11 protein-coding genes are annotated in these 14633 nt (G+C 58.5%); 8 read left to right on the top strand and 3 right to left on the bottom strand.

Features of this window, described 5'->3' with window-relative positions:
- Positions 1-132 precede the first annotated feature (132 nt).
- From ACGYLY_RS23510 to ACGYLY_RS23485, 6 genes are all read left to right on the top strand, one after another.
- Entirely contained in the window at positions 133-2112 is a 1980-nt protein-coding gene (locus ACGYLY_RS23510; RefSeq protein WP_395285201.1) for an ABC transporter substrate-binding protein, read from the top strand.
- Between the two features lie 215 nt (positions 2113-2327).
- On the top strand, positions 2328-3182 hold the full coding sequence (locus tag ACGYLY_RS23505) for an ABC transporter permease (protein WP_395291287.1): 855 nt from the start codon (positions 2328-2330) through the stop codon (positions 3180-3182).
- Positions 3169-4203 (top strand): ABC transporter permease, encoded by a 1035-nt coding sequence (locus ACGYLY_RS23500; RefSeq protein ID WP_395285406.1) that lies wholly within the window; start codon positions 3169-3171, stop codon positions 4201-4203. The genes ACGYLY_RS23505 and ACGYLY_RS23500 overlap by 14 nt, the downstream gene beginning before the upstream one ends.
- 100 nt (positions 4204-4303) lie before the next feature.
- Positions 4304-4771: an RraA family protein gene (locus tag ACGYLY_RS23495; protein ID WP_395285199.1), complete on the top strand. Its 468-nt coding sequence runs from the start codon at positions 4304-4306 to the stop codon at positions 4769-4771.
- A 72-nt stretch (positions 4772-4843) separates the two neighbouring features.
- A complete protein-coding gene (locus ACGYLY_RS23490) occupies positions 4844-6682 on the top strand; it encodes a TIM barrel protein (RefSeq protein ID WP_395285198.1) in 1839 nt (612 codons plus the stop codon).
- A gap of 65 nt (positions 6683-6747) precedes the next feature.
- Complete coding sequence (locus ACGYLY_RS23485; RefSeq protein WP_395285197.1) at positions 6748-8763, top strand: beta-galactosidase trimerization domain-containing protein; 2016 nt, start codon at positions 6748-6750, stop codon at positions 8761-8763.
- Positions 8764-8904: 141 nt separating this feature from the next.
- Here the strand turns inward: ACGYLY_RS23485 and ACGYLY_RS23480 are convergent, their stop codons facing one another.
- Positions 8905-9918 (bottom strand): zinc-binding dehydrogenase, encoded by a 1014-nt coding sequence (locus ACGYLY_RS23480; RefSeq protein ID WP_395285196.1) that lies wholly within the window; start codon positions 9916-9918, stop codon positions 8905-8907.
- Positions 9919-10034: 116 nt separating this feature from the next.
- Between ACGYLY_RS23480 and ACGYLY_RS23475 the strand changes: the two genes are divergently transcribed.
- Together ACGYLY_RS23475 and ACGYLY_RS23470 are read left to right on the top strand one after the other, a co-directional pair.
- On the top strand, positions 10035-11042 hold the full coding sequence (locus ACGYLY_RS23475; RefSeq protein WP_395285195.1) for a zinc-binding alcohol dehydrogenase: 1008 nt from the start codon (positions 10035-10037) through the stop codon (positions 11040-11042).
- 112 nt (positions 11043-11154) lie between these two features.
- Positions 11155-11616 (top strand): MaoC family dehydratase, encoded by a 462-nt coding sequence (locus tag ACGYLY_RS23470; RefSeq protein ID WP_395285194.1) that lies wholly within the window; start codon positions 11155-11157, stop codon positions 11614-11616.
- A 34-nt stretch (positions 11617-11650) separates the two neighbouring features.
- Here ACGYLY_RS23470 and ACGYLY_RS23465 read toward each other — a convergent pair whose 3' ends face one another.
- Positions 11651-12883 carry an ABC transporter substrate-binding protein gene (locus tag ACGYLY_RS23465; protein WP_395285193.1) on the bottom strand — a complete coding sequence of 411 codons (1233 nt, stop codon included), beginning with the start codon at positions 12881-12883 and terminating at the stop codon, positions 11651-11653.
- A gap of 100 nt (positions 12884-12983) precedes the next feature.
- On the bottom strand, positions 12984-14633 hold the full coding sequence (locus tag ACGYLY_RS23460) for an acyl-CoA synthetase (RefSeq protein WP_395285192.1): 1650 nt from the start codon (positions 14631-14633) through the stop codon (positions 12984-12986).

Genomic DNA, 14633 nt, shown 5'->3' with positions numbered 1-14633 from the left:
CCGGAAACAACCACTCTGGGGACTCCACCGTATTTTGCCCTTTTCCTCCATTAGAGGTGAAAATTTGTGATATAATACCCGATGGCGACGAGAATTTAAACATAAGGTAGGGAAGGCCGAGATAATATACTATTGTTATATATTTTCATAATTAGTCAACTTTATATCCTGGTATGTCCCTTGTTGGACTACAGCATGTCAGACAATTCCAAGAGCTGTCAAGCCGAGAGTAAAAAGTCTCGCCGGCATTTCCTTCAGTTGGCGACCGCAGCGGGCGCTGCAGGTATCGCTGGCTGTAGCGGCGGTAGAGAGCAGAACACGAAATCGAAGTCGGGCGACAATCTCATCAACGCCGGGAATTCTACGACGTCAGCGAATGACGGAACGACTTCACAGGAAGGGACCGGCCCGATCATCGATCCGGTGATAAACACCAGCGGGCAACTGCCCGGTGTTCCGACGAAGTTGCAGTACAATTCGTTCGGCCGCAATTTCGACAGTACGTCTAACCTCACCGTTTACGAGCAGTTCGCCCACTTCGACCTGGCGAAATATCTAACAAACGGGGAAATGGAATTCATCCCCCGGGCAGCCAAGGAGTGGTTGATCCCCGACAAACCAGCACCGGGGAAGAAGGTGACGGTCACTGGTGCCGACGACCGAACGTGGCACAATGGTGATGAAATCGTTGCGAAGGACCTCTACACGACGTACCGGTTGAACTACTTCTTCGGGGCACCTCTGTACAACTACGTCGATCCGGATTCGTTGAAAACGGTCGGTGACAGGACCGTCGAATTCGAGCTCACGACTACCGTGAACCCGAACCTATTGAAGATGCGGCTACTCGGCCGGGCCTACGGATTCCGGTTTAGCAATAAACACGACATCTACAAAGATCACTTGCAAAGGCTCGAAGATGCCGAGAAAAAAGGAAAGGACGCGGTCAACAAGGCGAAACAGGACCTAGTCGAGTTTAACCTCGACAAGCCGATCGGTACCGGCTGGGCGAAGTTCGTGAAAAGGACGGATGAGAAGATCGTCTACGAACCACACGAGGACCATCCGATCGGAAAGGACATGGAGTTCGATCAGTGGACGAACCGATACGCCCCTTCGTCCCAGCAGGCATGGCAGTACGCGATCGGCAAGGAAGTCGATGTCCTCGGGTCGTCCGGTCCGATGAGCGTCATCAAGAAGACCCAGCAAGCGGGATTCAAAATGCTCCTGCACAACTACCTCTCGGCCTCCGCGCTCACGTTCAATTACGACGAGAAGCCGTTTGACGACCCTCGACTCCATCAAGCGATCGCGTACGCGATCAATTTCAAAAAGTCGGTCCAACCGATCAAGAACCAAGGAGAGTGGGGACAGCAGCGCTTTACCGTCGATACTCCCACCGGTATCATGGTGAACCAGGGTGAATGGATCGGTGATAAGTTCGATAAATTCACGCAGTACGATCCTGCGAAGTCGAACACCGACAAAGTGGCCAAGCTGATGAAAGACATGGGCTACAGTAAGCAAGGCGGCAAGTGGGCAAAAGACGGGAAGGCGCTGAAAGTTCCGATAAAGGCCATCAACAGTTCGGAGATCATCACGCAGGAGAAGTCCATCGTAGGCGATCTGAAGTCCGCAGGGTTTGCGGCCGAACTCCAAGTGGTCGATACGGCGAAATTGACGATGGACCAGGTAAACGGGAATTACAAAGTCTCCACCGGATACTGGGGACAGTCTTGGCACCCAGCGACATCGTTCGACGTGTTCACTGACAAAGCGGGGTGGCAAAAACTCAACCATCCGAAAGAGATCGAAGTTCCCATGCCGATCGGTAATCCGAACGGAAAACTGCAGACGATCAATGTGCACGACGTCTACCAGGACATGACCACCGCGCCGAACGACGACGAAGCGAGGTCGGCAGTCCAGACGTTGGCATGGGCGTACAACCAGACGCTGCCTCAAATTCCGGCGTTTATGCAGTACGGAATGATAAGCATCGATGCAGAGAACTTCCGGTTTAACTTCGACCGATGGAACAAGAAACTCATGGATGCCCAGTTCGAATCGATGAATCGCGGTCTACTGAAGGTAAAGCGCGAACAGCAATAGGACACCAATCCAAACACTTTTAACAACAGGATTAAAATCCCTCCTCATCAGACATGGTAAATTATTACATAGAACGTGTGCTGCAGTCAGTGATCACTGTCTTAGCGGTCGTGACTTTGTCGTTCACGCTGATCCGCTTGATGCCGGGTGGGCCTGCTGACTTCCTACGTGCACAATTGATACAGACCCAGCAAGGCGCGGTCTCGCAATCACAGTTGAATACGCTCGTACAAGCCTACATAAACATTCAACCGGACAAACCGATCTATCTCCAGTACGTCGACTATCTGAGTGCGCTCCTCCACGGAAACCTCGGAACGTCGATCTGGTACGGGGAACCCGTCGTCGATATAATCCTCAGTGCGGTTCCCTGGACGATCTTCATCATGACCATTTCCCTGTTGCTCACCTTCGGGCTCGGAACCGCCCTCGGAGCGATAATGGCGTACGCAGAAGGTAGCCGATTCGACGTCAGTGCGAGCACGCTCTCGACATTCCTCAACTCGATTCCGTTCTACGTCGTTGCGATCGTCCTGGTGTACATACTCGGTTACATCTACGGTATCTTCCCGACCGGCGGCCGATACGACTACGATACGGTAACACCCGGCCTCTCGATCGCATTTCTCGGTAGCGTCCTCTATCACGCGGTCCTTCCGATCATTACGATGGTTATCACCGGTTTCGGTGGCTGGGCGTTGAGTATGCGCGGCAACAGTATTCAGGTACTTGGCGAGGATTACCTTCGCGTCGCGCGTCTGCGTGGTCTCCCGTCCCAACAGATCGCGCTACGGTACGTGGGCCGCAACGCCGTACTACCGATGTACACGTCGTTGATGATCTCGATCGGGTTCCTCCTCGGCGGATCGGTCATTCTCGAACAAATCTTCCAGTACCAAGGAATGGGCTTCTACCTATTCCGGGCGATAAAGACATCGGATTATCCGCTCATGATGGGCGGGTTCCTCATCATTACGATCGCCGTCGTCGTTGCGATCTTCATCGCAGATCTCACGTACGGGTTCATCGACCCACGGGCCGGACGAGGTGATTCCAATGAATCATTCTGATCAAAACAGTTCCAACATCGACGAAAATCCGTTCGAAACGGTCGCAGAGGTGAATGAAGTCTCGCGGAACGAACGCTACAAGAGCCTACTGAACGATTGGGTGCTCACCCCGCTTCGTATCGCGTGGAGCGACCGCCGTACTCGAATCGGAGGACTGATCGTCTTCACGTATGTTCTCATGGGAACGGTCGGTGTCGTCGTGTTGAAACCACCCGAAACCGGCTACCCAATTCTGGTTCCTCCATTTACCGATCCGTACTATATCCTCGGGACCAACGGGCTCGGCCAGCCGATCTTGCGATCGATCGTATATGCGACTCCAGCTATGCTAAAGATGATCACTGCAGGTGCGGTTTTCTCGACGATACTAGCGACTGGTGTCGGAGTCGTATCGGGCTACAAAGGAGGTCGTACCGACAGGATCTTGACGACGATCACCGACGTGATGCTGACCATTCCGGGGCTTCCGCTCATCATCGTCGTTTCGGCGATCTTCCAGCCGAAGAGTCCTTTGGTCATTGGAGTCCTGCTGACCATCAATTCGTGGGCCGGTTTAGCCCGCTCGATCCGGTCTCAAGTACTGACGATTCGAAATCAATCCTACGTCGAAGCATCGCGTAAGATGGGTATGTCTACGCCGATGATACTGCGTCGGGATATTTTGCCGAACATCATGCCGTTCATAATGATCAATTTCGTCGGCGCTGCACGATACGTGATCTTCGCATCCGTCGGCCTCTATTTCCTGGGCATCCTTCCGTTCACCACGCTAAATTGGGGCGTGATGATGAATCTCGCCTACGAAGGGACTGGAGCGCTCTATTCGCTCAGTTCCGCACACACGATCATCCTCCCGATGGTCGCCATCGTTATTCTCTCGTACGGGCTGACTCTGATCGCCCAAGGAAGCGACCGACTCTTCAACCCACGGGTCCGTGCCCGTCACATGGGAATGAGCAGGACGACCGAAAAGGGTGACGAGGATCAAAATCGGAGCACTTCGATAGACATGATGGGATAGCCCCGGCAAGCAACCGAGCACCACGCCGGTTTGGCAGTCCGTTTCCAAGCATGGGAGCGACTGGAGGCCACATGGGAACGAGAGACACCCGCAACGGCGCATGATCAATACCATTGCCGAGCAACCGAACGGGACCGTCCTCTGTTTCGACTGTGGTGGGGACATGCAACCGGCGCATTTCGGCGAGATGAGTTGTCGTCTGGCCTACTCGCAGGGATGTAGAGGGATGCTCGTCGCGGGAAACATCCGGGACACGCGATACATCGTCGAGATGGACGACTTTCCTTCCTACTCGTTCGGAACGGTGCCGAACGCGTTCGGCGGGTGGGCGATCACGGACGTCCACAGGCCGATCCAGTTGCCGGGTCACCTCACCCATTACGTGCCAGTTACGCCCGGCGACTTCGTCTTTGGCGACCGAGACGGCGTGCAAATCATCCCCGAGCGTGTAGTCGACGAAGTGCTCCTCCGAGTTGAAGGGATTTTCGAGGAGGAAAGCGAAGAGCGCAGAAAAATAGACGAGGGGATGCCGGTCGAGGAGGTGTACGACGAATACGGTGTACTCTGATGTAACGCGTCGGTCGTCCCTTCAAATCGATCACGACCTATATATACTTGAGCCGAGAACGTGTGCTATACAATGTCCCGACACCGGAGTCTCCTCATCGGGTGCGGAAACCGCGGCCAAACGCACGCCCGTGCTCTGGCGGACAGCGACGAATTCGACTTCGCCGCCGTCTGTGACCACGACGTCGAGCAAGCGTCGGCCACCGCCGAGAAATACGACGTCTCCGCAGTCTACGACGATCACGTGGACGCACTCGTCGAAGAGAACCCGGATCACGTGACCGCCGTGACCGCACCCTCGGTGCGAAGTTCGTTGCTTGCGGACATCTTATCCCACGAACCCGCGTCGCTTCTGTTCGAGAAACCCGTCGCAAATACGCTCGATGAGGTCGAGGATATCGCTGCACTGGCCGCCGAGTCGGACACGCTCGTGACGGTGAGCCACCAGAAGATCTACGCCGACGAGTTTCGTGCTATCAAAGGGTGGATCGAGGAAGGCGAGATCGGCGACCTCGGGAAACTGATTGCGACGACCAAGGGTGGCCTCACGGGACAGGGCACCCACCTGATTCACGCGCTGAACTGGCTCGTCGGCGCGCGTCCGAATTCGATCCGTGCGTTCGCCGAGGGGGGGATTGGCCTGGACCCAGCGCGTAACCCGTCGGTTCCCGGTCATGCCGAACCGGAAGACACCGTAATCGAGCTTTCGTACCCGGACTCCGTGCGAGCATTCGTCCATCTCGGACCCAGTGCCCCCGACGTACCGGCACAGGCGGACACCTTCTGGTACGAGTTCGAGATCGACGCGGTCGGAAGCGACGGGATCGTCGAGGCCGTCCTCGGCGATCACGCGGCGATAGTTTCCGCGAGTGGGCGGGAACACGTCGACGCCCGTGGGTTCGACGAAGATGCGTACATGACCCGATCAGTGTACGACGACATCGACGCGGTCCTCGGAAACGACCTCGAAAGACATCCCACCGATCTGGCCAGCGCGGTGGACGTCCATCGGGTCGTCGATGCGGCGATGCGCGCTGCACTAGACGGGCGTGCCGTCTCGTTCGCCGAACAGCCTCCCGCGGTAGGCCGACCGACGCCAGAACGGCTCAGGCGTTTTCTGTTGAGTCGGCAACCGATCAGCGTTTCGTCACTACTCTATCGGGACCGTCCCAGAAAGGAAGCGTTCGAGGCGCTCGCGGACCTCGGCGTTACGGCAGTCGACATGTGGACGTTCTCCGAGTTTGCGACGCACCTCGATCCGGGAACCGACTCGGTTTCGGGAGTGCGTGCGGAACTCGATCGATACGGACTGAGCGTTCCGACGGTCACGTTCTTCGACCAAGAACCGGTCGAAGAGACGCTTTCGTTCGCCGCGGAACTCGGTGCGGAGACGGCGGTGACGTTCGGTCGCACCCCTAAACGTCCGAACACTTGGGACCGTGATACGATCACCCGATGGCTCGACCACGCGGCGGACCTCGGCATGACAATCTCCTTCGAGAACCACTTCGACTACATGGAGACCGTCGAGGAAACCGAGGCCATGCTCCGTGCGCTCGATCATCCGGCGGCACGCGTCGCGCTCTCACCACCTCACCTCTGGCACGCGGGCGGCCAGCGCGCCGAAGAAGCACTCGCTCGACTCGGTGACGAAATCGAGATACTCTACCTCTGGGACACCGATCCCGGTACGGACGCTGCGGGCAGTGTACCGTGGTGGCAGCGACCCGACGACCAGGTTCCCGGTGGTGGCGGCGTCGTCGACTTCGAACGCCTGCTGGACGCCGCTATCGAACACGCTCCGGAAGCCCACTGGACGCTGTGCTACCATGGAACGGACGGATGGAGTGACGACCGGATAACCCGATCGATCGCTCGTGCCATGCGAACGATCGAATCGAGTCGTCCGTAATAACCCCAGTCCGACCTCATTGTGTGGATGACAAAGTTTAACATCCGATACGGTAGCCATTCCATATGGAACCGAGTAAAAAGACGGCCTCAGTAGTCGGTGATACGAACATTCACCTCGACTTTCATACGCCCCCGTTCCAGCGTGACGTCGGTGTGAACTTCGACGCCGAGCGATTCGCACGTCGACTGGACGAAGCGAACGTCGATAGCGTCACGTTCTTCGCAAAGGGATGCCACGGCAGCACCTACTACGACTCGAAGGTGGGGCCGATACATCCACAATTGAAGGGCAACATGCTTGCGGAGGCGATCGAAGCGTGCCACGAACGAGACATTGCCGTACTCGCGTACTACACACTTGCGTGGGACAACCTTCCCGGGAAGGAGAATCCCGACTGGTATCAACGGGACGGCGAAGGGAACGCCTTGAACGCGACGAGCGTGGACGATCGATGGGAATGGCTCTGTTTGAATTCGCCGTACACCGACGAGCTAGTCCATCCGCACGTTCGGGAGATACTGCAGTACGACATCGACGGCTTCTGGTTCGATATCCTGGTCTATCATCGAGACGCGTGTACGTGTCGATACTGTGTCCGAAGTATGAAATCGAAAGGGCTCGACCCCGGCGACGCCGATGACCGGCGAATCCATCGGACCCAGGTCTGTCGTGATTTCGTCGAACAGACCACGGGCATGATCAAAGCCCACGACGAAGATCTCGTCGTAACGTACAACCATCGACTCAATCTCGGCCTCACCACGTCATTTGACGAGTACATGGACTACGTCGTCATCGAAAGCCTGCCTTCCGGATGGGGTTACATGCATACACCGACGTTCGCTCGGTACACACGAAACCTCGACAGACCGGTCCAAGGAATGACGGGGATCTTCCACAAAGTCTGGGGAGACTTCGGTACCGTCAAGTCGGAGGCACAACTGAAGTACGAACTCTCGAACTCGCTTTCCCACCACCTCGCGACGAGTATCGGCGATCAACTTCGCCCTCGTGGAGAACTGGAGAAATCAAAATACGAGACGATCGGTGACGCCTTTTCCTTCGCAAAAGAGCGCTCCTTACCCGCGGCAGATCCTGTCAGGGACATCGCGGTCGTCGCGCCGGGGCACACCGACCCCGCGGGGCGCGAATCCGGGATGAACGCCGACGACCCGGAGATGAGTACGAACAGCGCGGTCGCCGCGACGAAACTCCTCTGTGACACTCATCAACAGTTCGACGTACTCGACGAATATCTCGCTCAACGCCACCTCGATGAGTTCGAACTCGTCGTCCTCGCCGACGCCGGCGAACTCGAACCCGAGACCATCGAAACGGTCCGCTCGTTCGTCGCGGGCGGCGGGAACCTACTCACGACCGGGACGAGTTCGTTGACGACCGACGAACTCGCGTTGGGCGACGTCCTCGGAATTCGTCACCTCGGCCAACTCCCCTACACGTCGGCGTACTTCGGTCTCGAAGACTACGACGAAGACGTTCCGGAGATCGAATGCGTCTCGTATGGTCCGTTCCAGCGGGTCGCTCTCGACGGCGCGACGCCGAAGGCGTGGGTGGTCGCGCCGACGACCGAGCGCAGCGAGACGCGCCGGTTCTCACACTTCCAAGCTCCGCCGGAGCGGACGCTCGACGTGCCTGCGGTCACGCACCACGAGTACGGTGACGGTGTGGCCATCTACGTCGGAACGAACCTCGTCAGCCAGTACTACCGGGAAGCGTATCACGCCCACCGGACGCTACTCGATACTCTCGTGACCGATCTACAGGACGTGCGGATGCTCGACGCCGATGCGCCGACGAGCGTCGAGGTCAATGCGATGACGACCGGTGACGACATTTACCTCCACCTCCTGAACTACCACACTTCGCGTGCGGGCGAGTCGCTCGCACAGATCGATGCGACCCTGACGGTCAGAGACGTTAGCGTAACGGTGTACGCACCCGATAGGACGGAGGTGACACCGGTGACGGACGTCGGCGTAACGTCGGAACGCGATGGGGAGTACGTCCGCGTCGAAATCGACGAACTCGGTACGCACGAAATCGTTAAAATCACCTGAGTGCGTCACGGATCGGCGCGTCGATACGACACCCGCTTGGACTTTCGATGGCAACCCTTCGAGCTCCCCTGACGGACCCACCAGTATCGGACGGTCGGCACCAACACGAGGTTCCGTTTGCCGTGAATTCGTGGAGTGAACTCACTCCCAGGGCTTCAGCAGTACCTTTCCACACTCACGCGTCTCTTGGAGTTCGAACGCCTCTTGAACGTCGTCGAGGGAGAACTCGTGTGTGACGAGCACGTCGATCTGGTCCGAGACGTTGGGGATCATTCGCATCATGTCCGGGACGAGTGACTCGTTGTAGTGCCAGGACCCGTGGAGCGTCAGGCCACGATAGATCATGTCGCTGGCGACATCGAGATCGACTTCACCGGCGTCGGCGATGAACGCCGCCTCACCGCGGGTTCGGACCGAGTCGATCATGGCTCGCTGTGCTTGCTCGATTCCCGTGCAGTCGATCGCTCGGTCGACTCCCACGCCATCGGTGAGTTCCATGACCCGATCGACGACGTCCTCCTCGATCGGATCGATCACTTCGTCGGCGCCGAGTTCCAGCGCTAACTCCGTTCGATAGTCGGTCGGTTCGACCGCGATGACGCGCGCACCGCGGTACATCGCGTTGATGACACCACCGAGTCCCACCGGACCGAGTCCGTTCACGAGAACCGTGTGGAACCCGTTCGTATCCATTCGGTCGAGTGCCCCGAGCGTCGGACCGAGTCCACAACAGGCCATACTACCGTGTTCGTACGACACGCCGGCGGGGATTTCCGCCAGCAACCAGTCGGGTTTCAGGAGGTACTGGGCGTACGTCGCGCTCCCTTCTTCGGAGCCCAACTTCTCGCTTACGTCTATTTTGTCGGCGTAAATGTAGTCTCCCCTCCGGGACAGTGGGCTGTCACGTGTCGAGTAGAGCGGCATCGCAACGACCCGATCGCCGACATCGAACTGCGCGGAGTCCGCCACGTCGACGACCTCGCCCGCCGCTTCGTGTCCGAGGAACTCGTTTTCGTGACCCTCCGTGAACCCTTTGTGTTCGGTACACATCGGTGCTGCGTGCACTTTCACCTTCACCCAGTCGTCGACCGGGCCGGGTTCCGGTGCGTCCACGACGGCCGTTCGTCGCTCTCCAGAGATGATCGCTCGCTTCATCGGGTATTACCTCTCGTAGAGGGACTATTAAACGTATCCACACCGGAACCGGATTCCGGTCGACGTTTCGAGGAAAGTTTAAGAGCGCTCCGGGACGATACGACGTAGACATCCGAATGAGTAATAACGATACCGTCGTTTTTCCCGAACCGAAGTCGGTAGCGATCGAACAGTTCGAAATCCCGGAACCGGATTCCGGCGAGGTGCTCGTCGAAACGAGTCGATCGCTGATCAGTACTGGAACGGAGTTGACCCTGCTCACGAACGACGTTCCCGAAGGGTCCGTCTGGGATAGTATCAGCCACTTTCCGGTACGTGGTCCGGGGTACTGCAACATCGGCGAAATCGTCGAGGTCGGTGCTGGAGTCGACGAAGAACGCATCGGCACCCGCGTCGCGGTCTGGGAGCCCCATCAACGGTACACCGTGGTCGGGAAAGACGACTATCACGTCGTTCCGGACGGCGTCTCCGACGAGGAAGCGACCTTCTTCGGCATCGCCCAAATCGTGATGAACGGCGTCCGAAAGGGAGCGGTCTCGTGGGGTGAGAGCGTCGGTGTTTACGGACTCGGATTGCTTGGGCAGTTGACGGTCCAGTTCGCACATGCAGCCGGCGCGCGACCGGTCGTCGGACTCGATATCTCGATCGACCGACTCGGATATCTCCCCGACCAGCCCGGAATCATGGGCGTCAATCCGTCCGACGAAGACGTCGTCGGACGACTCGACGAGGCGAACCACGGTCGATTGGTCGATACGGTCCTCGAAGTGACCGGAAGTCCGAACGCCATTCCGGGCGAGTTCGAGATTCTCCGCGAACAGGGACGACTCGTCGTCCTCAGCAGCCCCGACGGGAAGACGGAGTTCGATTTTCACGACCTCTGTAACCGCGGGAGCTACCACATCGTCGGTGCTCACGTCTACTCACATCCCGATCGCGCAACGCCGGACAATCAGTGGTCCAAGAACCGCCACGCCGAGTTGTTCTTCGAGTATCTCGCGGAGGGGACCGTGGACGTCGAGTCGCTTATCACGCACCGAAAATCGTACGACGAAGCGCCCGACGCGTACGAGATGCTGCTGAACGATCGAAGCCAAGCGATGGGCGTCGTACTGGAGTGGTAACGGAACGATCACGATCCGCTCCGGAGGAAATCGCGGACCTCCTGCCGGCGTATTCTCCCGTTGATTCCTCGAAGTATTGATAAGGGTTCCCAACCCACGGACAGCCGTACCAATGGAAGCACCTTCCAAAGATACCGACCGGTACTTCGAAGAGATCGAAGAAGGCGAAACGCTCGCCATCGAGAACGTCCGAACGATTACCGAGGCGGATATCGTGAACTTCGCCGGCCTCTCGGGCGACTTTCATCCACTCCACATGAGTTCGGTGACCGGTGAGGAGTCCGATTTCGGCGAACGAATCGCCCACGGTAACCTCGTCTTCTCCATCGCCGAAGCGCTCATAGCCGACATGAACCCGAAGGCGTTTTCGTATGGATACGACGAGCTACGCTTTATCAAGCCGACTCCCATCGGAACGACGCTCACCGTTCGACGTGAGATCGTCCAAACGGAGGAGTACAACCCCTCCCTCGGACGCGTGGTGTACGCGTACGAGGTCGAAAATCGGGACAACGACACCCTTCTCGCCTGCAAACACATCACCCTCTGTCAGCGACGTGATGTCGAAGAATAGGATACCTATACGTCGATATCCGGTGAATCCGCGTTCAGTTGAGGAGGTCCCGAGTCTCCGCTGCGGCGTCGTTGATCGCCTCTTCGACCGACTTCGTTCGGTCGACGACTGATGCCGCGACCATATCGTTGAGTATCTCGTTGAGTTTCACGTACTCCGGAATCCGAGGGAGCAACCCGACGTCGCCGGTGTTGATCTCTTCGACCATCGAATAGAACGTGTTCGCCCTGAGGATATCGGGGTCTCGCCACGTCGAAAGTCGAGTTCCCGAAGCGCCTTCGAGTGTCGTGACCGTATCCATCGCCGGTGATGCGGCGTGACGAATGAACTCGTAGGCCAACTCCTTGTGTTCACTACTCGCCGGAATCGAAAGGCCGTACATGACGGTGAGCGAGGTGTGCCGGCCGTTGGGGGTATCCGCACGGGGGATGATACCGTACTTCGTTCGCCCGAAGACCGACGAGTCCGGTACCTCTGCCATGGCACCGAACCCGGACCAGTTCCACATCATGGCCGCGTTTCCGTCGGCGTAGAACTGCCCCGATTCGACGCTCTCCATCGCTACGGACTCCGGTGGAGCGACCTCGTGTTCGTGGAGGAGGTCGTGATAGTACTGGAGCGCCGCAACGCCTTCCGGACCGTCGAATGCCGGTTCCGTCCCGTCGAGCACCTCGCCGCCACGACTCCAGAGATGAATGAGGAAGTCATAGACGTCGTTGTGACCGTCCGGTTTCGCAGCGACGACTGTGCCCCAGAGGTCCTCTTCGGGACGTGTGAAAAACGTCGCCACGTCGAGGAACTCGTCCCACGTCTTCGGGACGTGGAGCGGACGACCGTACGCCTCCCGGAAGCGACGTTGCTCCTCTACACTTTCGAAGAGGTCCTCACGGTAGTGGAAAATTTCCGGTCCGTCGTGGTAGGGTATTCCGTACGTCCTCCCCTCCCAAGAGGCAAGCGTGCGCATACTTTCGGCCCATCCGTCGGGCCACCCCGAAGGCGGTTGCTCGTCGAGACGTTCGTCGAGCGGTTCCAACAGACCGTCCTCCACCGCCGCCGGAAGCCAGTCGCTCAGGCAGAGAACGAGGTCGTACCGGCCGTCGGCGAGACCCCTCCCTTCCAATAACTCGTCGTGTATCTCGGGGAGCGGTCGGTGATCGCGCTCGAACTCGACATCGTATCCGGTCTCTTCTACGAACGAGTCCATCTGCCGCTGGAGGGCTCGTTCGAACCCCTCGAAGGGGCGTCCGACGAATCGTAGCGTCGTCATGCTAGGTCGAACATCGGCGATGGGTATCAAATTTTCGTCCGACGAACCCATCCGAACGAAGAAATATCAATGAACAGTACTATCACACCACGGTTCGTCGCTACACCTCGCTGAACAACGTCGACCGATCGGCCTTCCCGGAGCGCGTCTCGGGAAGCATCCGGACGAACTCGAACTCACGCGGGACTTTGTGTGCTCCGAGCTCCGAGCGAACGCGTTTCTGTAGCCGGCGCTTCGTGTCCGTCGGCTCGGCATCGTTCGCCAGCACCAGGTACGCTTTGATTCGCTTCCCCCGATCATCGTCGGGGACGCTCCCGACGACCGCATCGGCGACCGATCGGTCGTCGGCGAGGACGCGTTCCACTTCGAGGGGACTCACGCGGTAACCGGACGTGATTATCAGGTCGTCGGCACGACCGGCGTGCCAGAGCCTCCCGTCCTCGTCCATCCGGGCGAGATCGCCCGTCAGAAACCACCCGAAGCCGTCGAACTTTTCGGCCGTCTCCTCGGGGCGATTCAGATACTCGAGGAAGAACGACGGGTCGGGTACTCGGACCGCGAGTTCACCACGCTCGTTCGGCGACACCACCTCGCCGTTTTCGTCAACGACGCTGATTTCGTGTCCGGGGTAGGGCCGTCCCATCGAACCGGCTTCGGCGTCGAAGACCGATTGGCAGTTCCCGATGAGTCCGTTCGCCTCCGTTTGACCGTACGATTCGTTGACCGTAACACCGAGCGTACGCGTCGCCCATCGGTACACTGACGGGGGAAGTTTCTCACCCCCGCACATTATTACGTCGAGCGACGAGAGGTCGCGGTCGTCGAGCGAGGCGTTCGTTCGGATTCGACCCAGTGCGGTCGGGGGGAAAAACGCGTGTGTTACCCGTTGGCGCTCGATGAGGTCGATCGCCCGGTGGGGATCGAACCGGGATCGCCGTTCCCGCGAAATCACCGTTCCACCGAGCGAGAGGGTGGGAAAGACGACGTCGAAAAGCGCCCCTGCCCATGCCCACTCCGAGGGACTCCACACGCGCGTTCGTCGCATTCGGTCGGACGTGAACAGGTGGAAGTAGCAGTGGTATGCGGGCAACGATCCGAGGAGATACCGATGACCCGCTAACACGCCCTTTGGCTTCCCGCTCGTCCCCGACGTGTAGAGCACCAACGCGGGATCGTCGGGACTCGTCTCGGCCCGTCGAATCGTCGCCTCGGGATCCACGTACTCCCGTAATCCGCCGAACACGCTGTCGTAGCCGCTCGGTTCGACCGGGAGAACGGTTTCGACGTCGGCAGTCACGCTCGGTGCGAGTTCGTCACATCGGTCGCGGTCGATGACGAGAGCGGTCCCACCACTGTGTTCGAGCGAGTACTTCAGCGAGTCTTCGCCGAGAATCATCGAGAGTGGGACGACGACCGCTCCGAGTCGGTAGGCGGATAAATGGACGACGACGTGCTCCGGACACTGGGGGAGACAGACACCGATGCGGTCGCCTCTGCCGATGCCGCGTGACGACAGGTGAGCGGCGAAGGCGGTCGTCGCTCGGTCGAGTTCGCCGTACTCGAACGAGTGGGTTCGGCCGTTGGCAGTCACGTGTCTGATCGCCGTATCGTCCGCCCGTTCCTCGTCGGAAAGTACCGCCGTTGCGATGTTATATGCGTCCGGGATATCCCATTCGAACGCCGTCCGAAACGCATTCCAATCGTCACTTTTCGACGGGGAGGGCAGTGAATAACCGGTTGTCCAGGACAT

This window comes from Haladaptatus sp. CMAA 1909 (assembly GCF_043952005.1).
In the GTDB taxonomy this organism is placed as follows: domain Archaea; phylum Halobacteriota; class Halobacteria; order Halobacteriales; family Haladaptataceae; genus Haladaptatus.
This window is presented reverse-complemented; position numbering and strand designations above follow the sequence as displayed.

Coding starts and splice junctions, on each gene's coding strand:
- ACGYLY_RS23460 (WP_395285192.1), bottom strand. CDS start 14,633: ATGTCCTGGACAACCGGTTATTCACTGCCCTCCCCGTCGAAAAGTGAC.
- ACGYLY_RS23470 (WP_395285194.1), top strand. CDS start 11,155: ATGGAAGCACCTTCCAAAGATACCGACCGGTACTTCGAAGAGATCGAA.
- ACGYLY_RS23480 (WP_395285196.1), bottom strand. CDS start 9,918: ATGAAGCGAGCGATCATCTCTGGAGAGCGACGAACGGCCGTCGTGGAC.
- ACGYLY_RS23465 (WP_395285193.1), bottom strand. CDS start 12,883: ATGACGACGCTACGATTCGTCGGACGCCCCTTCGAGGGGTTCGAACGA.
- ACGYLY_RS23490 (WP_395285198.1), top strand. CDS start 4,844: ATGTCCCGACACCGGAGTCTCCTCATCGGGTGCGGAAACCGCGGCCAA.
- ACGYLY_RS23485 (WP_395285197.1), top strand. CDS start 6,748: ATGGAACCGAGTAAAAAGACGGCCTCAGTAGTCGGTGATACGAACATT.
- ACGYLY_RS23495 (WP_395285199.1), top strand. CDS start 4,304: ATGATCAATACCATTGCCGAGCAACCGAACGGGACCGTCCTCTGTTTC.
- ACGYLY_RS23475 (WP_395285195.1), top strand. CDS start 10,035: ATGAGTAATAACGATACCGTCGTTTTTCCCGAACCGAAGTCGGTAGCG.
- ACGYLY_RS23500 (WP_395285406.1), top strand. CDS start 3,169: ATGAATCATTCTGATCAAAACAGTTCCAACATCGACGAAAATCCGTTC.